The following is a 22,798-nucleotide window of genomic DNA, read 5'->3' as shown; positions in this document are numbered from 1 at the left end:
ATTTATTTCGGGTATGAGGACGATCACTCGCCCTCATACTTGTTTTCATTACTATCATTATCGGTTGCTGCCGTCTCCGCATAGATGCGGTAGAGCAGCTTTATTATACTTTCGGGGAGTTCTTCCCCTGATCTATCTGAAACGGTCTCCATGCCTGTGTAAACATGGTAGCCGCTCTTGTAATTAGTGTGCTTCAGGAAGTCCCTCTTGAAGCTGAAATCCTTAACTATCATCCTTCATCTACTCCCTCATAGTGGGTAAGAATGTATTCTAATGTCATACGGTCGTCATCCGAGCCTGAGTCATCACTCGGCAGTAATATTTCATAGCAGTTCGCAATTGTGCCCTTACAGAAGCGACGGCGGTTTTTTAGTGCATTTTTCTTGCGTCTGAACAGGTATCCGGCAGCGTCAAGCTCCTTGATTACAAGATTGGGATTTGATGCACCATAATCACTCAGCACTTTAAGGAACAGCTCATCGATAAATGCAACGGAGTTGGTTTCTTCGATCCTCTTAATGCCCTCTGCGTAGGGGTGCATTACGAAGTAGTTTACAAGATGCTGATAATATTTCTCAGCGATATTCGTTCTTGCACGAAGTTCATTACAGCTATCAGTCATAATAGTTACAATGCTGTCGATATCTATATTTACGCCGAGTTTGATAAGCTCCTTACCAGCAAGAAGGATAACTGCATATTCGTTGACAAGCCTCTCTGCAAGGTCGAATGATGTTACATCATCAATTGCGTTCCTCATATCGCCCCTGCATTCCTCATAGCTTTGAAGAAGCTCTTCACGGTCAACAGTAAGTAAATACTCTGATAAAGCCTTGCCCAGTATGCCGTACTGCTTGCTACAAAAGTCATGTATATTGTCACTGTGTTCACGGTCATCTGTGAATTTCAGTTCAAAGCTCAGAAGTCTTGCATCAAGTCCTTTGTTGTGCATCTGATTGTCGGAAAGGAGCTTGCTTTCGGAGGACGTGATTGCAATAAGCTTCCATGTATCAGGGATTCTGAGGTCGGCACTGCTGTTGCACCTGCTCTTATCCTGTTCAAGCGTAATTGTGTAGAGTAAGCTTTCCATGTTAAGTCCTGATGAAACAGTTGCCTCATCGAATAGCTGTGGAACGCCGAATTTGTTTGAAAAGTTCTTTATTATCGCATTCAACGTACCGAAGAAAGGAATGTATATTTTTTTATCCTTCGGATCGGTGTAGACTGATGACATCAATGTCTGAGCGGTGCTCTTACCTGTGGTAGACTTACCATAAAATGATATAATAAATGACATAAGCGGAAGACCAGAGGCGATACTAAGGAATGCGAGGAAGAGCGAAGCGCAGCTGCAGCATAATGCGAACATGATAGCCGGATTGGTAAGCAGACAATTAAGTCCGGTGATATACTCGGTCAACGTTGTGTCCTGTGTATACTGTAGTATCTGTGGCTCTTCATCGTATGCCCTGAATAACAGCTCACCCTCTTGCATGAAGAAACCCATACCGTTGACATGCTCCTCTACGTCGAGCTTGGCAACAGCCTTGAATATATATTTACTCAGGCTTTCAGCGTAGTCTATATTGATAATAAGACCATACTTCGAGAGTTTGGTTATATCCTTTGGGTACAAGGTATCATAATCGACTTCAACAGGTCTGTCGTTGATACTGAGCCGTACCCTGTACACGTTGTTACTATCTCTATAGGCTGAATTGATCTCGAACCAGCCGGAAAGCCATATAAGACCTAAGTAGCTTTTGCTGTTTACCGCTATTAACAGGCACTTATCTTGAACACGGACTACGGGATAGTACGGCTCTGTTTGTGATAAAAACTGTAACGTACCGGGATTGATCTTTCTTCTACATAGCGGATCAATACTATTAACTAATTGCTTGATTTCGTTCTCATCCAGCTTTTTCGATAGCTTCGGAATATTATCAGGCTTCTTTAAACCCATTAATTACCAGCCTCCTTTAATTAGAGTAGTAGCCATAACCCCAGAAACGGGGTTATGGCGTTAGCAATTACTCGTCGAGGGAGATTTTCTTGATGTTCGAGAAGGTCATTGTCTCGCCCTCGGTGTTACGTACATCGAACTTGACCTTTAGTCCGACGAAGTTCTCTACATATTCGATATGAGCCTGAGAAATGAGCTTAGAGAACGGATACTTATCAATCCAGTCGCCGTCAACCGAATTTTTAAACTCGATACCATCATCAAGCAGAAATACCAGCATTACTCTGTCTCTATCTTCAGGTGTTCTATACCAGAAAGCGTCGGTAATAGTACCGTTGTATGTGCCCTCGTCAATAACAAATGTGGACTCAGGAACTGTGAGCTTTCTGCCCTTATCACGATCATTAGTAGTGGGGTTCTCGTTGGAAACCTCAGTGAATTCAGCCAGATTAACCTTTTTCTCGGCTGTTAGAGCTTCTGTACCATTTGTAATTGTGTCAATTGTATTATTCTTTTTACTCATAATAAATTACCTCCAATAAGGAATAGGGTTTAGGTGCGCTGGCGCTGAGACCAGCACACCACGTCTGTAACTCGATTATTCGAATGAAATAACTATAATTGGGGTACCTTCCTCGTCAGTCTGTACCTGCTCAATGCGTCCGCATCTCGTGGTCGAATTAGGCTTGAACTCGACACATGAAGTCAGGGACATAATCTTTTCGGAAAGGTCTGAGGAGTAAATAATGCCGCCCTTTTTGATTTCGTAAGCGCCTGGCGTATCAGAAGATACCGGCTGGATAGCGATCATCTTTTCATATGCTGATATTTTTACAAATTTTGTGCCATCTTCCAAAATTGAAATGATGTCGCTGTATAGGGCTACTCGATATGAGCCGCCTGTTTCAGTGATACCAATAACGCCCTTACGACTTGAAGCAGCGTTGAGCTCGGTGAATTTTGAGAGATCGATAGCGGTTTCAGATCCGACTGAAGCCTTTTTGTAGTTATGACCATTTAAGTATCTTGACATAATATCAAAACCTTTCTATAAAAATATTTTTGCTTCGCCATCTGCAGCTGGCTTGCATAGCTCGGAGAGTTCCTTCTCCCCTCTGCTGTATTTATTCTACCATGCACATAATACCAAAAGCGAGACATAAAGAGCTAATTTTTTTTACCGAGAAAATGGCACCATATCTCATTTCGAGATATGGTGCATATATCTTTACTATATTTCTATCAGTTCTATGATTGTTGCGTATATTTGCTTCAGTTTCTTCAGTTCCTTCAGTTTCTTCAGTTCTTGGTTTAGTTTTGCTACTTGTTTATTATAGTCCTCTTTACTGGTGCTGTTGATCAGTATGATCTTTTTTGTCAGTATGTATGTGCCATATAGACAGTTTATTTCTTCCATGTTCATATCGATCAGTCTTATTTTTTTATTTTTGTACTTATTCAGTATTCTTTTATGAGCGATCCATTTCTTTACCATACATTCTGTTTCATCGATCAGTGCGATTGGTATCATAGCTACATAGTAGTCTATCATTTTAAACATTTGATAAACTGTTTCTCTTATCGTTTTTTCACATTTATCAGATTCTATCAGTTGTGGCAGTTTGTTCATCGATATGTAGTACTGCTCTCGTATATAGTTTTTAGCCTCTTCGTCCTTTCCGTTTATTATATAGTTTTCCAGTGTACTCGGGCGGTTTTCACGCCGTTTCTTATTCTTCTCCGGATACATGCTTTTCTCGTCTATCTTGTACTTTCTCTTGTGGATGCTATCATGTTGCATATCGCACTGCGGCAACTGTATATCTGGATCATATTTGTTTTTTTCGTCATTCATCATCTGTGAATAGACTTCATTGTTTATTTCCTCTATGCGTGCTTTTACTTCTTTTCTTTTTTCAGCATTCATGCTGATTCCTCCTTTGATTTTTTACGGCATTTTTGCCTATAATGTTATGTTCAAAGGAGCAGTTTTAAAAAAATGCAATGAATTGATCACGGTTTTGGCTTTTTGACATACTAAAGTCTTAAAATTATAATCCGTGTATGCTGAATAAGGTCGATATATTTTTTACAGTTTACAAAGGTGAAGGAAAAGAAGGAAGTTTTTGTTTGAATTGTCAATAAGCACGATTAATTGTAGGGACTATCGCTTGTTTCAAAAAGGAGAAAACTGACTTTTGAAATGACAAAACCTGATATTCCCTGCTTCAAAAAGGGTTTAATCTATACTGTATTTTTGAAGCTCAGTAATAATAGATAAAGAAGTTTGTGATAAGCCTTTGAAAATGGCGTAAACAGGCTATTTGACAAAACAATAAGTGTCTGATATACTAAGGTCGATGATACTAGATCATCGTAATAGCTGATCTTGGATCAGCAGAAAGGAGGAATGGTTATGTATACGATTAGAAAAATGGATACGAGTGATCCTATATTTTTAAAAGTATTCGATGCAGTACTTAACGGTATATCGAAAACTAGTCTTTCTAAGCGTTATCAGCTAAAACAGTTGGTAGACCTTGGAGATGCCAATTTATGGGATACATTGTCAAATGCTGAAAGAAGAAGCGTGGGATCCCTATTTTCTAACTTGATCTATAAAGGAACTATACCAGATTTAGTCCATGTTCCATCAATGTATTATCCCAATCGGTATATGCGTTCAGGCTACTAAATAGTTGAGCTCTGGCACATAATAAAAATAATAATAGTAAAAAAAAAAATCCCAGATACACGTTGATTAAATATGTATCTGGGATATATTATTTAGTCTCTCAGCCTTTCAAGCATCAATTGTCCGCCAGTGCGTAAACCTGCTGAAAACGCCTCATGTTCAGCCATGCCATGAAAAATGCCAATATCAGTATTCCTCCGCAAGAAGCATTGTACAGTAGGTATCACTGTCTATACAGTAGATTTTCGTCGTAACAGCACTTTCAACTGTAGGAAGGATATATGTCATATCATATTTTGGCTGCTCGCTTGTATGGCGAACGACCTGTAAGCAGTTCTCCACAGACAGCTCAAATACCTGCAAGTAGTCCTTCGGCTCAGGCATATGGTCGATAGCTTCCCACATAAATAGCTGAAGCTCAACAGGGATAGTCTCGTCAACGCCTCTTGTAAGGTAGCGTTTCTTTTCGGGTTCAAACATTTTAGTCCTCCGTTCTTGATTCAAATAAGGCGTAAAGTTCTCCTCGTCTTATCGTTATAGTTTCTTTCAGTTCATCAGTAACGCCGAATCCGACATCGAGAGTTACTTCGATATGATAGGGATATGTAACGACCTTATCTACATACATCTGCACAAATGAGCGGAACTCAGGCGTATTCCGTTCAAGCTGCTTGTAGTCGCCTATAAGATGCAGGTATTCTTCCAGCTTTAAAGGCTCAAATCTCCTGAGTTCTGCAAGCTGTGCCTGTATCTCATTTTTACGTTGTTCCAAAGCTTCTGAACGCTCTATAATTGCATCGGTCAAAACTCCTTTTTCGACTGCGGCGGTTATATTGGAAAGTGTAATGGTTACTTCTTCAAGCTCACTTTTTATACTGTCGTAATGCTCATCGAATTCGGCGTTATATGCAGCGATATACTTGTTGACTGCATTGATTCTGCGGCGAAGTGAAGCCTTGTTGAATATCTTCTGCCTTAGCAGATCAGCAACATAGGCATCAAGATAGTCCTTGTTGTTTTCCTTATTTTTACATAGCTGCTTCGGCTCATCACAGCGATATGTGCAAAGTCTGTTCTTACGCTCTCCGGAAAAACGGAGATTGCCTTGTATGCGCTTACCGCACACGCCGCAGAAAACTTTTCCTGTGAGCAGATAGAATTCCTTGCTGTGGTAGCGTCCTCTGCTGCGGCGGTTCTCAGCCTTTACCCTCTGAACCTTTTCAAAGAGCGCTTTTCTGATGATAGCAGGACAGCCGCCCGGTACTCTTATGATATTTTCATTAGTTTTGTAGGCGTGATTGTTACGCTTGCTATCGGACTTTGCGGCGGCTCTGTTGAACACAAAAACGCCGGTATACTTTTCGTTATTAAGTATCTCATACAAGCTATTTTTGCCGAAAAGCTGACCTCGCTTGGTAGTGTAGCCGTGTTCGTTCAGATAGTCGATGATAGCACTGTAGCCTTGACCGTCAGCGTACATCTCAAAGATAATTCTGACTGCCTCTGCTTCATGCTTGTTTATCACAAGTTTCCTGTCTTCGCCGACATCATATCCGAGCGGAGGGCATCCTCCTGTGTGCTTGCATTGCAGCGCAGTTTCCTTCATGCCTTTCATGACCTCACGCCCTAAATTGCGGCTATAATATTCCGCCATACCCTCTAAGACGGATTCCATCATGATGCTTTCGGGACTGTCGTCAATGCGCTCCAATACGCTGCAAAGCTGGACATTGTTTTTCTTCAAGCGTTTTTTGTATATCGCACTGTCATACCTGTCACGGCTGAATCTGTCCAGCTTATGCACAAGAACGATATCGAAAATACCCTTGCTGCTGTCGGATATCATTTGTTGAAATTGTGGGCGATTGTCGGTTGTCGCCGACCTCGCTTCATCTGTATAGGTTGCCACAACCTGCCAATGCTGCTGTTTGCAGAATTGGTTCATTGCTCGCAGCTGTGCATCTATACTTTCTGTTCTTTGGTTATCTGAACTGAATCTTGCGTACTGCGCTACACGATGTATCGTAATGCTCATTTTCTAACTACCTCAACAGGCAGATAAATGTCCTCGCCGTAGCTGTCTCCGAGTATCTTTACGCCGTGAAGATAGTAATTATCACCGATTTCAAGCACCTCCACGAACTCCATTTCCGATACTGCAAATGCTGAGATTTCGTCATTTTCAAGCACAACAAAACAGCCAATGTCATTAAGAGTATCTACGCTGTACTCATTCATCAGTGCAGTGATTTTCTTTGCGATATACGCCCTCAGCATAACAGGCTTGATGTTATCTGTTTCTTTAAGATTCATTACTTTCAACATTATTGCTCTCCTCCATTTCGTAAGGTACTAACTCCCATTGACTTCTTACAGCAGGCGTAAGGGGATGATAGCCCTGTTCACCGATTTTATAAAGCTTATTCCTGAACTTAGACAGCCTTACAAGGATATCTGCCTGACGTTCACGCACACGCTCAGAAGTGTTTCCGAGACTTCCCCAAGCGATGATAATAGCATCACTTGTTACCGCATATTCTTCAATCATTTCATCACAGCCTTTTGCTATCAAGTCATCGTCAGAATTGAATCTGAGGCTAAGTTTCGGCGTGATACGGCTATATAGGTTTACGATGTTCACGCTGCCGAAGCCGAGCTTGTAAAGGTTGTTAAGCACAAGCATTGTTGTCATATCCATGCACAGGGTATCGGCGGCGTTTGGGTTTATCATGATTATCATAGCGCACTTACCGTTCTTATCCCACTCTCTGCGGAGCAGGAGTCTGTGTTCGCCATCGTCCGAGAAAAGTGCCTTGCTTTTCATTACTGTTGTTTCTGTTTTCATATTTCACCTCAAAAAAATCGGGCAGAGCCAAAGCTCCGCCCATATATTACCTTCTCCTTTTGAATAACGAAAGCATTTCTAACGCACACGAAACGCCTCTTAGAAACAGGTCAATTGCGACATTCATATAGTTCTCGCCCTCCCATTATAGTATTCAAGTGCTATTGCAACTCCTCCGACAACAAGTGTCATAATAAGTCCTGCAACAAAGTATTCCATAATAATTTCCTCCTTTATTTTAACGCTGATACAGCGTTTTGATCTCTTCCATAGCCTGTTCAAACAGGTCATGATCCATTAACATTTCTTCGACTTCATCACTGCTGTAACCAAACTCAAAGAGTAATTCAACATCTTCTCTGTCTACGCCATAGCATCCGCAGATCATAAGAAGATCATTTTCATATTCTTCGTCTGTTTTTTCAATACCATACAGATCGTACCAATCATAAAGACGATAACTGCCGAAGTTGTAATGTAGCTGAATATGCTCAAAGGTACTTACAGAAAGCTTTCCGTCGCTGTCGATACGGATAATATCACCGTCATTAACCGTCACTTCTTCGCATACCCCTGCAAACTTTACAGCTTTCATAGCGGCGTTGAGTATCGCTGTTGTTGACGCATATACATACAATCCGTACTCAGGAAAATGAATGAGTGTAATAGGATTATCGCCCTTGACGAGAAAAAGCGTGTTATCGTCCCGAAGTATCGTAAAGACAAAGCTGCCTGTTACTGACTCTGCCATAGCTTTTATGCTGTTACAGTCAACGATGTTTTCTTTTTCAAGAAGCTGAACGGCGATATATGTATCTGTCTCGATATTTGTTTCCGGTAAGGCTCTTTCCCTGCGAAGTGCCCTGTCATTGTAAAGAACTCCGTTATGAGCCAAAGCAAAATTATGACTATCAGTTCTGCCGTTGAAAGGATGATTGTTGTAGTTATTCTTTTCGCTGCCCTGCGTGGTAAATCTTGTATGACCTATGACTGCTGTTGTATCTTTGGGGAAGTAGAGCTTTACCTTGTGTGCTGGCTTTGCTTTCTTGAATGTAACAATGTTTCCGTTGTTTACATAGCTTATACCTGTTGCATCTGTCCCTCTGCTTTCTGCTGCTACCGACAACGCCTTGAGAAGTCTTTTCAGAGTGCCTGCTGATACTCTTTTGCCGTAGTCTAAAAATCCGAAAATTGCACACATATCACTCAGTCTCCTTTCCGATAACCTCAAAGCTGTCTGCATCAGGACAGATGCCGAGACTTCTTCCGTTGTCCCATTTCATGTGCAGAGTTCCCACATCGTCAACGTAAGCAACTGTTCCGGTCATACCATTTTCAATTGGGGAATAAGGATCGTCCATGTGAATGAGTCTTATTCTTGTACCGGCAGGGTAAGTCTTCTTGTAATAATCTGCCTTATTCATATCACATATCCTCCTCAGCATTGACTTCTTCATTGATGTATAGCCTACGCTCTTTAAGATACTGTATCAGTTCGGGATATGTAATGTTGCTTACAAGTTCAGACCAAGACAGTTCTTCTAATTCAACTTGGGACATAGAAAGAGCCACATCACAGATCGTATCGACGAACTGCAATGTGGCTATAAATGTGTTGTATTTCAGCGTGCCTCTGAACAGGCGGAATTCGATAGTGCTGTAGTTACAGAGATTGACAGCACTGTATCTGCCGTGGTCGCTGCATTTAGCCTTTTTCAAGATTTCCTGACCTGTTTTTTCATACCCATATCGAGCACTCCAACGGTTCATGTTGTAGGTACTTCTGCGAGAAAATCTAAAGACTTCATTCCAATGCTTTTCAATAAGAAACAGTATCTTACCTATTACCTCTTCCTGCTCCGCCTGATTATCTCCGAAAGCATTTCTGTTAACGTGAATATGAAGACCGCAGGTAGATGTCTGGTGTGAGCGGTATCCCATTTTGATTGCTTCATGCAATACAGCCTCCCAGTCCATATCATGCTTGTGATAGTCGAGAGTCATAGGGTGACTTACTATCTCAAAGCCATCATCAATACTGCCGTCAGACTTGATGTAGATGTGGTCATGGCGTTCGTTGCCGACCTCTTTAAGAGTGCTTGCATTATCATCATCTTTACCGCCGCAGTCAACTTCAAGTTCAACTCCAAGATAGCGTTTACCGTCGCCATAGAAAACAGGCTCAGGCTTATAGCTGTACTCCTCAATTTCATCATTGAATTCATCGTAACAACTATCACAGTAAGGATAGTCACCATGCCAATTAGTGTTATTGTCGTGAATGATTCTTCCACAGCATTCACAGCGGTGATAGTAGTCATTGTAGCAGGTTTCACATAGGGTGATATCATCATCCTGTACTGAATCGTTAATCCAGATAGTTTCTCCGCAGTGGTCGCAGGTGGTACAATGTTCGTCCACACATTCCTGACATATGAACTGATCGTCAACCCATGTACCGTCCTCTTCTTTGAGCTCACGTCCGCAAATGTCGCAGACTCTTACATTTTCTTCCATTTCAATTACCTCCAAAAACAAAAATTCCGATAAGGCTGGAAATAGACCTTATCGGAATTATAATACATATTTGATTTTAGGCTTTATTACGATAATCAAATAGTAACATTAGCTCCCCAAGCATCTCGTTAAAATATAATCGTTTTATTTAGTTATAGTATTTTTTCCTAATTAATTTACGGAATAATATTGTAATTTTTGTCATTCTATGATATAATACGTTTAGTAGACCAACGATCCGACATCTGTCGGTGCTAACATTTTCGGTCTATGATATGAGCGAGCTGACCTTTAGGGTCATAGGAGGGCTTAAAAATGAAAAAAACGATATGTGAGTTGTTTGCCGGAGTCGGAGGTTTCCGACTCGGGTTTGATCGGCTTGCGTCTAATTGGGAAACAACTTGGTTCTCACAATGGGAACCCGGTGCAAGGACTCAATGGGCGCATGATTGCTATGTACAGCATTTCGGCGATTCGCCTGATATAGACGGCGAGTACCATACGGGCGAAGATATCAGCACCGTTGATAAGTCGAAGATACCTGATCATTCTCTTCTTGTAGGCGGTTTCCCGTGTCAGGATTATAGCGTAGCACATACACTGGCTTCATCTAAGGGCATAGAGGGAAAGAAAGGCGTACTCTGGTGGCAGATAAGAGATATTCTTGAAGAAAAACGTCCGCCGTTCTGTTTGTTGGAGAACGTGGACAGACTTCTCAAATCTCCTGCTAAACAGCGAGGAAGAGATTTCGGTGTCATACTTGCTTGCTTTGCAGAACTCGGGTATAGCGTAGAGTGGCGTGTTGTCAATGCCGCACTATATGGAGCAGCTCAACGCCGTAGGAGAACTTTCATCTTTGCGTATAATGATAAGAATACGAAATACGGCAAGAAAATGGCAAAAGTCTCTGCCGAGGATATCATCAAGAGCAAGGGTTTTATGGTGACAGCTTTCCCGATAAGTGAGATAAGCGACTTTACAAGTACTGAGATAGGAAACGACCTTGTTGACGTGAGCGACCATTTCGGATTTGCTTTTGAAAACGCAGGCTTTATGTCTGGCGGTAAGATAACCACCGCAAAGATAAAAGAGCATGAAGAAGAGTCCATCAAACTCATGGATATCCTTGAAAAGGAAGCAGTTGCCGAGAAGTATTTTATCCCGAGCGATAAAATGGAGAAATGGTCTTATCTCAAAGGTGCTAAAAAAATAGAGCGTACAGCGGCTAACGGTCATAAATACACTTTCTCGGAAGGTCCTGTTGCTTTCCCAGATCCGTGGGATAGACCTGGACGCACGATGCTCACTAGTGAATCAACTCTCAATCGTTCAACTCATGTCGTAGCAGACCGTAAAACAGGTAGCCTGCGCTTGCTGACACCTGTTGAAGCTGAACGTTTGCAGGGATTTGAGGACAACTGGACAAATACAGGTATGCCCGATAGGATGCGTTATTTCTGTATGGGCAATGCTCTTGTTGTTCCTATGATAACTCGTATGGGTAAAGTCCTCGATACTATCATCACTGCTGAGAAGTAATATTACAGCTTTTAAAAAGAGTCTTATGCGATATGCTTAAGACTCTTTTTTTAAGATTAATATAGTGACGGAGGAATTCACGATGAATAAAGATTTAGGCGAATTATCCAGAAAATTGTTAAAGGAGAAGTATAACGAAAGTTTGTATTGTCCTGCACCTGAACCGCATATTTCTGGTGACAAACCGGTAATTCTTTATATTGGAATGAATCCTGCAGGTGGAAAAGATGATGCTGACAGAGATAAAAAAACAAATGGGCTTTTTTTAAACTATTATGAAGAATTTGAAGACGAAAATGGGTTATCGGAAATGCTGATTAATAGCAAAGAAAACAGCAAAGGATTTGCGTATAAAAAATATTTCTACCCTATCTTAGATTTTTTCACTAAAGCATCCGGAAGGAAGATAGCTTGGGAATGGTGTAACTATCCCCTAGATGAACTATATAAAAGAATAGAATGCTCGGGTTTTAAATTGTCAGAATCAGATAAAAAATGTTTGAAGCATTGCCACGAAAAATACATTCAAGAAGCAAAATATCAGCTGATTATACGCGATTTAGTGTATTATCATCAAACAAAAGATTTTAATACACTATTGAAGAGTGTATCTGATTCTGAAGCACAAAAAACAGTAAAGGACCTTATCGACTCTTACATTGATACGATTCCAAATGCAAATCAACTAAAACTAATATATGTTAGTTCTGCAACTTCCTGCAATTATGTTATGACATTACCAAATAAAAAAATAGAAGACTTCGGAGGCTTCTATTATTTCTATAATGGTTGTGTAAAAATTCCAATTATTTTGGCTGGCAGACAATTAAACGGATTAGGAAGAATAGATAATTATTCTAAAATAAGATTGTTTTCTTCTGTAAAGTCATTGCTTGATTCAGAAAACTGTAATTAATAGATTGAGAAATTTCGATAGGAGCAACCACATGGAAGGTACAAAATACACTACCAAAGAAGCAGTGCTTAAACGTGGACAAGAAGCCATCGGCATACCACTGAAAGATATCGATAAGACAGGTCGAATCTCCACTGGCAAAGGAGCTGTCGGTTCTATCATCGAAGAGAGTTGGTTTGGGTATTCTATAAATAGTGAGTCTGAACCTGATTTTCCAGAAGCTGGTGTCGAACTGAAAGTTACTCCATATATTAGAGGAAAGAAAGGCGAGATAAGAGCTAAGGAACGCCTTGTCTGCAATATCATCAACTATATGGAAGAGTATGATAAGACATTTAAAACTAGCTCTTTTTGGCATAAATGCGAGACTATGCTCTTAATGTCTTATGAGCATAAAAAGGATATCCCCAAGGGCGAGTTCAAGATAGATAAAGCTATCCTGTTCAGCTTTCCTATGGAAGATCTCGTTATTATCGAACGTGACTGGAACATCATCATGAAGAAAGTTCATGACGGTCAGGCACATCTTATTTCCGAGGGAGATACAATGTACCTTGCTGCCTGCACCAAAGGAGCAAATGCTTCAAGTGTCCGTAAACAGCCATTCTCTGATACTATGGCCAAGCAGCGAGCTTACTCACTAAAATCGTCATATATGACGCAAATACTTAATCAGTACATCTTCGGTACAGCTACTAACGAACGTATCATCACTGATTGGAAACAACTTCAAAAGCAATCATTCGAAGATATCATCGTTGATAAGTTACGCCCTTACTTCGGCAGAACACAGGAACAACTCAAAAAACAGTTTTCTGTTGAGGAATGCAGCGCAAAAAATCTAAACGAAGTTTTACTTGCTAAAATGCTCGGCATCAAGGGGAAAATAGCATATACTGATGAATTCAAGAAAGCCTGCATCGTACCCAAGACAATAAGAGTACAGCAAGGCGGTAAGATAAAAGAAAGTATGTCATTCCCGACCTTTGATTTTATCAAGCTAAGCAAAGAGACAGAATGGGAAGAGTCTGAGCTTTATAACTATATTGCTCCGACCAAGTTCCTGTTCGTTATCTTTCATGAGAACGATAACGGAGAATATGTGTTTGAACGTGTAAAGTTCTGGAACATATCCAATGATGATCTGGATGAAGTACAGCGTGTATGGGAACGTACAGTAAAGACTATCCGAGAAGGTGTAGTGCTGGATGCTAAGGACGGAAAGGTCTATAACAACTTGCCTAAACAAGCTGAAAGCCCTGTTGCTCATGTACGTCCCCATGGAAAGGACGGCAACGATAAACTTCCTCTTCCTGACGGACGTATGATGACTAAACAATGTTTCTGGTTTAATAGAACTTATATTTGTAAACAGATAAAGGAGTAAAAATGGAGAATAGGAAAAGAGATAAAAACCAAAATAATATAATGAACGTAGAACTAAAAGGCAATACTATTTGCCTATATAATCTTAATCATCCGGCGTGTGTGTCTAATTTTATACGTTGTATTAGAATCTGTATTAAAAGAAGTATAACTAAAGTAGTAGTGATTGTAAAATGTAGTACAGTTTTTCCAAATGCTTGTCTACCTATTGCTGGACTAATACAGTACTACAAAGATAAACATGGTATTGATTTTAGATTTGATATTCCATTCCATCACTACTTATCTTCTTGTGGGTTTGAAAAACCGTTTTATTTATCAGTAGATGAAATAAAAGCAGATAAACATCCTTTTGATAAAATAATATGCTATGATAAATCTGAACAAGTTGCAGAATTAACCCAATCATATATAAACGCAATCAGCCATTCTTCTGAATGTGCAAGCGGTGTTATTAATAGCTTGATTTGGTGTTTAAACGAAGTCATGGATAATGTTCTTCTTCATAGTGAGAGTGATTGCGGTTATATTTTAGTTCAATATCATCCTCAACAAAAACATATTGCAATATGTGTTTTTGACTATGGAATAGGAATATATCAAACTCTTAAAGGAACAAGTCATAATCCTAAGACACCTCTTGATGCACTTTCTTTATCCTTACAAGAAGGAGTAGGTGATGGAAAAGGACAAGGCAATGGACTATTTGGTTTATACGGAATTATAGAAAATAATAAAGGTCGGCTCACTATTACTTCTGGCAATGCCTCAATTTTTTATAGATCCAACAAGGAATTAATCAAATTTGATGAATTACCGATTATAGATAAAAGTCATTACGGAACAATAGTTGATTTCCAAATGGATCTTAGTAACGATGTCGATATAACAAAGGTTTTTAAAAGCATTGGTGGTTTTGATGGATTTGATATAAGGTTAGATCGCATGCTAAATGATAATGACTTACATCAGTATGATGTTTATGCAAATTGTAGCGGAACTGCGACAAGAGAAGCAGGTAAAGCATCATATAACGATGTGCTAAATATCATCACTCGAACTAATGCACCTATTATTTTGGACTTTTCAAATGTAAAAAATGTTAGTTCATCATTTATAGATGAATTTATAGCTAAATTAGTTGTAAGAACTGGTTTCTATAAATTCAATCAAATGTTTAGATTGATTGGAATGAATGCTACGGTTGAACATCTTTGTAATAGAGCCGTCGCTATGAGAATATTTGATGAGTGGGAAAACATAGATGTAAATGGAGCAATTGATGAAACACCCTAAAAGCTACGATTCCACGCCTGAAATAAGAAAACGCATGAGCAGGGTGCGACTTAAAAACGGTAAAGCAGAAACTATTCTTGCGAAGCGTTTATGGCATGAGGGATACAGATACAGACGAAATTATAAAAAGCTCCCTGGTTCTCCCGATATAGCACTAGCAACATATAAAGTCGCAGTTTTTGTTGATGGAGAATTCTGGCACGGCGAGAATTGGGAAGAGCGTAAAGCCAAGCTCAAACACAATCGTGAGTATTGGATAGAAAAAATAGAAGAGAATATGGCTCGTGACAAGCGTGTTGATGTACTACTTCAAGAAATGGGCTGGATCACAATTCATTTTTGGGAGAAACAGGTGTTAAAGCATACGGATGAGTGTCTGCAAGCTGTTTTAGAGCTTCTTGAAAAGAAAAAAGACCAAGCATTGTAGGTGATGTTATGGGGAATGTCAGAGTTGTCGAGCTATTCGCAGGAGTAGGCGGTTTTCGTCTGGGGCTTGAAGCTGCATCAGACAGATACAAGGTGATATGGGCGAACCAATGGGAGCCGTATAAAACTGACCAGTGGGCTTTTGATTGCTATGTCTCGCACTTCGGCAAAAGTTCGAACCATGTCTGCAAGGACATAGCTGTCGCAAAGAAAGATATTCCCGACCATGACCTACTTGTTGGTGGATTTCCTTGTCAGGACTATTCGATAATGAAGAAAAACTCCGCAGGTATTGAGGGAAAGAAAGGTGTCCTCTGGTGGCAGATAGATGATATTCTGAGAGTGAAACGCCCGAGCTATGTGATACTTGAAAATGTGGACAGGCTGATACGCTCTCCTGCAAAGCAATGTGGGCGTGACTTCTCTATCATTCTCAGGTGCTTCTATCAGAAAGGCTATGCTGTCGAGTGGCGTGTTATAAATGCCGCCGACTACGGACAAGCACAGCGTAGGCGGAGGACTTTCATCATAGCATATCATAACCGCACAAAACTATTCCAGGACTTCGCCGAGCAAGTCTGTGTCACTGGGTTGAAAGCTATGCACAGGCAAGCTGCAGAAAATGGTATAATGCCCAAGGCGTTTCCGATAGCATCGCATCAACGGAGCTACGTTGATCATTGGATAGATGAGATGCGTTTTGAGGATATGGAATCGCTCTCAAAGATACAGAAGGTATACCTCTATAACGCAGGTGTTATGATGAACGGCAGGATATATTCAGTCGAGGTCACACCGAGGCATGAACCGTTTATACCTCTTGGAAAGATACTTGAACAGGGTTCAGTCGATGAACGGTATTTCCTTAAAGAAGAGGATATGCCAAAGTGGATATATGCTAAGGGGGCGAAGCACGAACAACATCACAGGCGTGATGGCAGTGTGTATTGGTTCAATGAGGGTGCTGTAGGATTTCCCGACTCGTTAGATAAACCCTCACGCACGATGCTGACCTCAGAAACACAAGTTGGTCGCACTTCTCATGTTGTCAAAGACTTGCAGACAGGAAAACTCAGAGTCCTGACACCTGTAGAATGCGAAAGACTCAATGGATTCCCCGATAACTGGACGAATACTGGTATGTCAGAGAGGATGCGGTATTTTTGTATGGGAAATGCGTTGGTTATTAACTGCGTTATGAAAATATGCACAGAATTACTCAATAGCGACAATCATTATAAGTAATTAAATATGACTTCCTGTATATACATATTCTGTAGGAGGAAAACAATATGGAAAAATTGCAAATTACATCAGAAGGCATAAAGAAAAATCTTAATAAAATTAAACCTCACATAGCAATATGTGAATATATATGGAATGGATTAGATGCCAATGCAAATATAATAAGAATTAATACGAAGAACAATGAGTTCGGTGGAATTACTGAAATATCAATAAGTGATAATGGTAATGGAATAAATTATAATGAAATTAAGAAAAAGTTTACTCCTTTTAACGAATCTGAAAAAGGTAATGGAGTCAGCTTTAAGAACAAGCATTCGCTTCCTCATGGTAAAAACGGAGTAGGAAGATTAACTTTTTTTCGATTCTCTGATCAAGTTAAATGGAATACAGTTTACAAAGATATTGATTCTATAAACAAAAAGTATTATATAGAGATGTCTCGAACAGCATTAAACGAATATGATATTAATAATAATCAAATGCCAAGCATAACAGATGAGTCCCTTGGTACAACCGTTACATTTTATAATGTATATGGTATTATAGATGAAAAGCAAATAATTGATGTTATTAAACAAGAGTTCTTTTGGTTGATTTGGGTATTTTCTGAACGTAACTTGTCAATTTACATCAATGAAGTAAAAATCGATTTCACTGAATTGATTTCTGAATGCTATAGTATTGATATTGCTAATGAAGAAAAACTAGAACATGAATATGAAATTCAAGTTGCACTCTGGAAAGAAAAGAAAGGTCAAGAATATTCAAGATTCTATTTTTTTAATTCTAAAGGAGAAGAAATCTACAAAAAAGCAACTACACTTAACAATAAATCGGATAACTTTTTCCATAGTGTAAAAATTAAAAGTGATTTTTTTGACGATTTCATTTTTGATCCAGAAATTGAAAATCAACCGGGACTTATATCAACAGAAAATGATGCAGAATACAAAAAGCTCATTACAATTATTACTCAAAGCCTTATCAAAAAAAGAAAAGCTTACCTCAAAAAAGCATCTCAAATCTATATAGAAAAGCTGATAAATGAGAAAGCGTATCCCTGTTTTAATGAATCGAATATTATAGATTCATACAAAAGAGAACAGCTGGACGCAATTGTTGAAGCTTTGTATATAGCTGAACCCAAATTATTTGCATCATTAAACACATCACAGAAGAAAGTGTTCATTAGACTATTAAATACAATAATGAGTAGTGATGATAAAGAGAGTCTATTTAAAATCGTGGATGAAGTTGTTGAATTAGAAGATGATGAACGAAAGAGTTTTGCTGATTTGCTAAGCCATACCACTTTGACAAATATTATCTCTACAATAAAGATTATTGAAGATAGGACTGCGTCGGTGCAAGCATTAAAAGAAATAGTATTTAATAAAACTTGGAATGCATATGAAGTTCAACATATTCAAAGAGTAATGGAACGACATTTTTGGTTGATTGGTGAGCAGTATCATTTGTTAACATCTGCTGAACCTGATTTTAATGAAGCACTAAGAAGGCTTCTTGAATTTAAAAAAGAAAATATACAAGATGCAAGGATTGATCATGAAGATGCAAATAAAGAAATGGATATCTTTTTAGTAAAGCAGGATAAATCATTAGGGTATTTCAAAAATATTGTTGTAGAGTTAAAACGTCCTTCTGTAAGACTAGGCGAAAAAGAACTATCTCAGGTAAAGAAGTATATGAGAGTTATTCAATCGGACGATAGATTTAATTCAGCAAATTCACAGTGGGTATATTATCTAATTGGTAACAAGTTTGATACAACAAATTATATCGAAGGTGAAATAAAAAATAACATTAATCATGGTGAAAATGGATTAGTTTACAATGTAGGTAATCATAAAATATTTGTAAAAAAATGGAGCGAAGTATTTGAAGAATGGGAAACTCGTAGCCAATTTCTTTTGGATAAGCTGAAATTTTCTAAATCGGTCTGGATGAAAGAACATAAGTCAGCAGATGATGCTGTAAATAGTATTATCGATAATTCAGCAAGTATAGCTCCGTATAAAATGTAATTTAATGTAATGAAATAAGGTGATAATAGCCCTACACGGGCAGTGGCACTGACGTGCAGTCTGATTGCATCGAGCAATGCCAGCATACACTCGCTGTCGCTCGTCTGCTGTCAGCCCTCTTGCGAGGGCAATCTTTTATCATTTCTATATCTATTATCTATATTATTAGTAATAATTATTATATAAAATATAAAAATAATATAAATATAATAGTTACGGAAATATATCCTTAAAATAATAAAACTTTAAATAGCAACCCTTATGGCTGATAAAAGGATTTTTCAGAAAATCTCCTAAAAATAGCCATAAGGGTTGCCTTGCATTTACCGAGTGAAATGGTGATGCGGAAAAAGAAAGCAGCTTGAAAAATATGTCAAATTTAATAGTGGTGACGTTATATTTTGTCCTTGAAGCATCTTTGTGAAGGAGTCTTGAAAAATCTGCGTTCACGTCTGAATGACTTGACCTTGCCGTTGACATACAGCTTGACTATCACCTTTTCGGGAAAGACCACTATCCTATTGATAAACCTTTGAAGAAGTGTTCTGAATTCAAGTGAATCCCTGCCGAGGCTAAAAAAGCTTGCTTGAAGCGACGGTTCAGCATAAGTGATACATTTTTTCTCTACAAGAGCTACGATGTACTGTTCAAGGCTGTTTTTCTCAATTGCTTTTGGGTTATCGCAGTCTGCTTTTTTTGTTCCGCAGGTATAAGTATGATAAGACGGAAGAGGCGGTCTTAAACGTATAGAACCATGCATCATTTTGCCGCAAACGCCGCATACAACTACTTTACTGAGCAGATAAACGCAGTTACAATGTTTTGAGTGGTGCATATGAGCGATACGCTTTTCCTGAGCAGCCTCCCATGTTTCACGGCTGATAATAGCTGGCATACCGCCTTCGATGCGGATTATTTCTTCGGGAGATTTGTTCCTGTGACTGTTGCGTTTGTTGTCATATCCTTTAGCCTCTGAACGGTTGAAAACATACACGCCTGTATACTTTTCGTTCCTTAATATCTCGATGAAAGAGTTCCTTGTAAATGGCTTGCCTATCTTAGTGAGAAAACCGTCAGCATTCAGTGCATCGGCTATCTGTTGATAAGTATAGTCGCAGAGGTACATACTGAATATCAGCATTACTGCCTTAGCCTCGTTCTCATTTATAACGTAGCGCTGAGACTCATCAATATCATATCCGAGTCCGGGACAGCCTCCGTTGAATAAACACTTATAGGCGTTCTCCTTCATTCCTTTCATACTCTCTCTTGCTAAATTGGCTGAATAGAATTCGTTTATAGATTCGAGAAGTCCTTCCAGCAGTATAGACTCAGGACTGTTGTCAAGCCTCTCCAGTACACTGCAAAGCTTTACTCCGTTCTTGCGGAGTTTCTGCTTGTACAGGCTGGAATCATAGCGGTTTCTTGCAAATCTGTCGAGCTTATGCACCAGTACAACGTCAAACTCCCTTTTGTTGGAGTCTGCTATCATCTGCTGAAACTGCGGACGCTTGTCTGTGGTCGCACTATAAGCCTCGTCAACATACTTTGCGATTATTTTCCAGCCATTCTCTGCACAGAATTTCTTCATCGCCCTGAGCTGTGCTGAGATAGACTCTTCTCTCTGCATACTTGTTGAGTACCTTGCATAACAGGCTACTCTTAGCGGTTTGTTATCCATTAATTGCATTCCTTTCGCATTTTTGGACCGGTCATCATTATTTTATCAGCACGGTATAAGGAATGCAATTCTTTTGGAATAAGATTTGCGAAACTAACAAACTTGATATTTTCGGCTATTATAAAACCTACGAAAAGTTCATAGATAATTCTTTTACAAATATATTGCGTTTCAGAGCCTGATATGGTATAATACCATTAAGCAATATGAAGCGAGGTGTCATAGTATGGGAAAGATGCTTGTATATCACGGCAGTTACACTGAAATACAAAAGCCGGAAATAATAGAAGGCAAATATACAAAGGATTTTGGCACAGGATTTTACTGCACTGTAATAAAGGAGCAGGCTGAAAGATGGGCAAAGAGATACAGCACTCCAACAGTGAATGTGTACTCATTGCTGATAGATGAAAAACTCGATATACTTGAATTCAAATCTATGACGGACGAATGGCTTGACTTTATAATAGACTGCCGTAACGGTAAACCTCATAATCACGATATAGTAATAGGAGCTATGGCAAACGATCAGATTTACAACTTCATAGCTGATTATATCGATGGTATCATTACAAGAGAGCAGTTCTGGGTACTGGCTAAGTTCAAATATCCGACACATCAGATAAACTTCTGCTCCGAAGAAGCTCTCAAATGCCTTACCTTCTGCAGATCGGAGGCAGTAGGAATATGAACGGAAGAGAAGATAAAAAGAACAATGATCTTTTTTACACTTGCAGTCTGATAGAATACATTGCACGGAAAACAAAGAACAGTCCCACAGTGATAGTAAACGCTCTCGGAAAAGATAAAATCTCCAACATATACAGCATTGCGGATATATACCACAGCGATAATATCGACAGAGTTTCAGATGACTTCATAAGTGAATGCGGAATACAGACAGGCAGCTTTGATAACGTAGCTGAGTGCAGATATGCAGTTCCTACACATTGGGATATCGGAAAGGTGTATAAGCGCCTGATACTAAAAATATCTGAGACTGAAAATACTGATGTTATAACAGTTCTGATAAAAGTTTTCAATTCAGGTATAGTTTCGCTCATTGAGGACTACAACAGCAGCTTCTACTATGATTCACCCGATGCGATATATCAGACCTTTTTGAATGACTGTAAACCATTGCAATGATAATACGGGAGATATTATATAATGCGGATTTATGAGCCAACACCTAATGACGGTGATTACTCAGAATTACTTTATTTTGACAAGTACGGCAAAGTGGTCGAAAGCGAGGAAAATGCTGTAAGCGGAGTTATCCGCGAATGCAGATCAGACGGTACGCTGATATGTGAGACTTGGATCGTTCCGAAACAATAATGAACTTGAATTGTGCATTTATAATTCAAATCTGAAATCGGGTGAATGTATGCAGGATAGATATGCAGGTGATATTGGTGATTATGGAAAACTCGGGCTTCTTCGCAAACTATCTGAGAAATATATCATAGGCATAAACTGGTATAACCCCGGGGAGCTTGATTTTGAACGTGATAAAAATGGTAAATTCAAGCAAGAAGATGGTAGATATCGTGATTTTACCACTTTTAAGGACTACGCTCCCGATATAGCAACTGCACTTGAATCGTTGAAAGATAAACATTCTATAAAAATGCTTGAAAAAAAGAAATTGATCAGGAATGCAGTTTACTATAATAGAATTATTCCAAGAGGAAATGACAAACGTTCAATTTGGCACACGACTGCAATGAAAAAGCTTGAAAAATGTGATGTTGTTTTTCTCGATCCTGACAATGGACTTCTCTGCAATTCTGTTAAAATGGGTTCGGTCAAAAGCGTAAAATATTCCTATTACTGTGAGGTCAAGGACTATTTAAAAAATGGTAAAACAGTGATTATCTATAATCACCGAAGCAGAAAAAAAGAAGATGTTTACTTTAATGAGATAATAGAAAAACTGTGTGAAGAATCCTGTGCAGACCGTAATCTGATTCAAATAGTAACGTTCAGAAGATTCTCGGTCAGAGATTACTTTATTGTAAGTAAGGATAAGAATACTCATAACACTATCCAAAACTTAATTGAGTCATTAATAAAGAACACCTCAAAAGGTAATAAATCATTTTGTACTTTAGCCAATATCGAATCAGGAGCAGATTGAAAAAATCAGACAGAGCAGCCTACAAGTTACCCCAAGTTCGTAGATTACTGGATGTACTGAAAAATGATATTTTGTCTGTGGCAGAAATCATGGAG

25 protein-coding genes are annotated in these 22,798 nt (G+C 39.1%); 12 read left to right on the top strand and 13 right to left on the bottom strand.

Translation table 11 applies throughout. From position 1 onward, the window contains the following. Positions 1-23 precede the first annotated feature (23 nt). From BMX22_RS01190 to BMX22_RS01170, 5 genes are all read right to left on the bottom strand, one after another. Positions 24-233, bottom strand: a complete 210-nt coding sequence (locus BMX22_RS01190) for a hypothetical protein (protein WP_074740103.1) — start codon at positions 231-233, stop codon at positions 24-26. Continuing rightward, positions 230-1,966 (bottom strand): DUF927 domain-containing protein, encoded by a 1,737-nt coding sequence (locus BMX22_RS01185; RefSeq protein WP_081349008.1) that lies wholly within the window; start codon positions 1,964-1,966, stop codon positions 230-232. The genes BMX22_RS01190 and BMX22_RS01185 overlap by 4 nt, the downstream gene beginning before the upstream one ends. A 67-nt stretch (positions 1,967-2,033) precedes the next feature. Beyond that, positions 2,034-2,489 (bottom strand): hypothetical protein, encoded by a 456-nt coding sequence (locus tag BMX22_RS01180; protein WP_074740101.1) that lies wholly within the window; start codon positions 2,487-2,489, stop codon positions 2,034-2,036. A 75-nt stretch (positions 2,490-2,564) separates the two neighbouring features. Continuing rightward, complete coding sequence (locus tag BMX22_RS01175) at positions 2,565-2,999, bottom strand: hypothetical protein (RefSeq protein ID WP_074740100.1); 435 nt, start codon at positions 2,997-2,999, stop codon at positions 2,565-2,567. A gap of 198 nt (positions 3,000-3,197) precedes the next feature. Further along, on the bottom strand, positions 3,198-3,893 hold the full coding sequence (locus tag BMX22_RS01170; RefSeq protein WP_074740099.1) for a hypothetical protein: 696 nt from the start codon (positions 3,891-3,893) through the stop codon (positions 3,198-3,200). Between the two features lie 489 nt (positions 3,894-4,382). Between BMX22_RS01170 and BMX22_RS01165 the strand changes: the two genes are divergently transcribed. Continuing rightward, on the top strand, positions 4,383-4,661 hold the full coding sequence (locus BMX22_RS01165) for a hypothetical protein (protein ID WP_074740098.1): 279 nt from the start codon (positions 4,383-4,385) through the stop codon (positions 4,659-4,661). A gap of 186 nt (positions 4,662-4,847) precedes the next feature. Here BMX22_RS01165 and BMX22_RS01160 read toward each other — a convergent pair whose 3' ends face one another. The 7 genes from BMX22_RS01160 to BMX22_RS01130 form a co-directional block, all read right to left on the bottom strand. Then, positions 4,848-5,141: a DUF960 domain-containing protein gene (locus BMX22_RS01160; protein WP_074740097.1), complete on the bottom strand. Its 294-nt coding sequence runs from the start codon at positions 5,139-5,141 to the stop codon at positions 4,848-4,850. 1 nt (position 5,142) lies between these two features. After that, the gene (locus BMX22_RS01155) at positions 5,143-6,696 is read right to left on the bottom strand and encodes a recombinase family protein (protein ID WP_143055451.1); all 1,554 of its coding nucleotides are present in this window, start codon (positions 6,694-6,696) and stop codon (positions 5,143-5,145) included. Next, positions 6,693-6,986: a hypothetical protein gene (locus BMX22_RS01150; protein ID WP_074740096.1), complete on the bottom strand. Its 294-nt coding sequence runs from the start codon at positions 6,984-6,986 to the stop codon at positions 6,693-6,695. Before BMX22_RS01150 ends, BMX22_RS01155 begins: the two co-directional genes overlap by 4 nt. Then, positions 6,964-7,506: a DUF1643 domain-containing protein gene (locus BMX22_RS01145; RefSeq protein WP_074740095.1), complete on the bottom strand. Its 543-nt coding sequence runs from the start codon at positions 7,504-7,506 to the stop codon at positions 6,964-6,966. The genes BMX22_RS01150 and BMX22_RS01145 overlap by 23 nt, the downstream gene beginning before the upstream one ends. A 238-nt stretch (positions 7,507-7,744) precedes the next feature. Continuing rightward, positions 7,745-8,707: a class II glutamine amidotransferase gene (locus tag BMX22_RS01140; protein WP_074740094.1), complete on the bottom strand. Its 963-nt coding sequence runs from the start codon at positions 8,705-8,707 to the stop codon at positions 7,745-7,747. Position 8,708: 1 nt separating this feature from the next. After that, positions 8,709-8,930, bottom strand: coding sequence for a DUF4314 domain-containing protein (locus tag BMX22_RS01135; protein ID WP_074740093.1), 222 nt, complete (start codon positions 8,928-8,930; stop codon positions 8,709-8,711). 1 nt (position 8,931) lies between these two features. Next, positions 8,932-10,023, bottom strand: a complete 1,092-nt coding sequence (locus tag BMX22_RS01130) for an amidoligase family protein (RefSeq protein WP_074740092.1) — start codon at positions 10,021-10,023, stop codon at positions 8,932-8,934. A 315-nt stretch (positions 10,024-10,338) separates the two neighbouring features. Between BMX22_RS01130 and dcm (BMX22_RS01125) the strand changes: the two genes are divergently transcribed. From dcm (BMX22_RS01125) to BMX22_RS01095, 7 genes are all read left to right on the top strand, one after another. Continuing rightward, entirely contained in the window at positions 10,339-11,562 is a 1,224-nt protein-coding gene (gene dcm, locus BMX22_RS01125) for a DNA (cytosine-5-)-methyltransferase (RefSeq protein WP_074740091.1), read from the top strand. Between the two features lie 82 nt (positions 11,563-11,644). Beyond that, positions 11,645-12,478, top strand: coding sequence for a hypothetical protein (locus tag BMX22_RS01120; RefSeq protein WP_074740090.1), 834 nt, complete (start codon positions 11,645-11,647; stop codon positions 12,476-12,478). Between the two features lie 31 nt (positions 12,479-12,509). Next, entirely contained in the window at positions 12,510-13,865 is a 1,356-nt protein-coding gene (locus tag BMX22_RS01115) for a Sau3AI family type II restriction endonuclease (protein WP_074740089.1), read from the top strand. A gap of 2 nt (positions 13,866-13,867) precedes the next feature. Then, positions 13,868-15,160 (top strand): STAS-like domain-containing protein, encoded by a 1,293-nt coding sequence (locus tag BMX22_RS01110; protein WP_074740088.1) that lies wholly within the window; start codon positions 13,868-13,870, stop codon positions 15,158-15,160. After that, on the top strand, positions 15,147-15,587 hold the full coding sequence (locus tag BMX22_RS01105) for a very short patch repair endonuclease (protein ID WP_074740087.1): 441 nt from the start codon (positions 15,147-15,149) through the stop codon (positions 15,585-15,587). The genes BMX22_RS01110 and BMX22_RS01105 overlap by 14 nt, the downstream gene beginning before the upstream one ends. 8 nt (positions 15,588-15,595) lie before the next feature. Then, the gene (gene dcm, locus BMX22_RS01100) at positions 15,596-16,831 is read left to right on the top strand and encodes a DNA (cytosine-5-)-methyltransferase (protein WP_074740086.1); all 1,236 of its coding nucleotides are present in this window, start codon (positions 15,596-15,598) and stop codon (positions 16,829-16,831) included. A gap of 47 nt (positions 16,832-16,878) precedes the next feature. Then, entirely contained in the window at positions 16,879-18,879 is a 2,001-nt protein-coding gene (locus BMX22_RS01095) for an ATP-binding protein (protein ID WP_074740085.1), read from the top strand. Positions 18,880-19,273: 394 nt separating this feature from the next. Here BMX22_RS01095 and BMX22_RS01090 read toward each other — a convergent pair whose 3' ends face one another. Next, the gene (locus BMX22_RS01090; RefSeq protein WP_177172947.1) at positions 19,274-20,560 is read right to left on the bottom strand and encodes a recombinase family protein; all 1,287 of its coding nucleotides are present in this window, start codon (positions 20,558-20,560) and stop codon (positions 19,274-19,276) included. Positions 20,561-20,786: 226 nt separating this feature from the next. On the opposite strand from BMX22_RS01090, the gene BMX22_RS01085 reads away from it, so the two are divergent. From BMX22_RS01085 to BMX22_RS01075, 4 genes are read left to right on the top strand one after another with little or no spacing between them, the layout of a single operon-like run. Continuing rightward, positions 20,787-21,251: a DUF3990 domain-containing protein gene (locus BMX22_RS01085; protein ID WP_074740083.1), complete on the top strand. Its 465-nt coding sequence runs from the start codon at positions 20,787-20,789 to the stop codon at positions 21,249-21,251. Further along, the gene (locus BMX22_RS01080) at positions 21,248-21,709 is read left to right on the top strand and encodes a hypothetical protein (protein WP_074740082.1); all 462 of its coding nucleotides are present in this window, start codon (positions 21,248-21,250) and stop codon (positions 21,707-21,709) included. Before BMX22_RS01085 ends, BMX22_RS01080 begins: the two co-directional genes overlap by 4 nt. A 21-nt stretch (positions 21,710-21,730) precedes the next feature. Beyond that, the gene (locus BMX22_RS16310) at positions 21,731-21,901 is read left to right on the top strand and encodes a hypothetical protein (RefSeq protein WP_177172946.1); all 171 of its coding nucleotides are present in this window, start codon (positions 21,731-21,733) and stop codon (positions 21,899-21,901) included. 49 nt (positions 21,902-21,950) lie between these two features. After that, on the top strand, positions 21,951-22,703 hold the full coding sequence (locus tag BMX22_RS01075) for a hypothetical protein (protein ID WP_074740081.1): 753 nt from the start codon (positions 21,951-21,953) through the stop codon (positions 22,701-22,703). The last annotated feature ends 95 nt before the right edge of the window (positions 22,704-22,798 follow it).

It is taken from the genome of Ruminococcus sp. YRD2003 (assembly GCA_900109435.1).
Taxonomy (GTDB): domain Bacteria; phylum Bacillota; class Clostridia; order Oscillospirales; family Ruminococcaceae; genus Ruminococcus; species Ruminococcus flavefaciens_G.
This window is presented reverse-complemented; position numbering and strand designations above follow the sequence as displayed.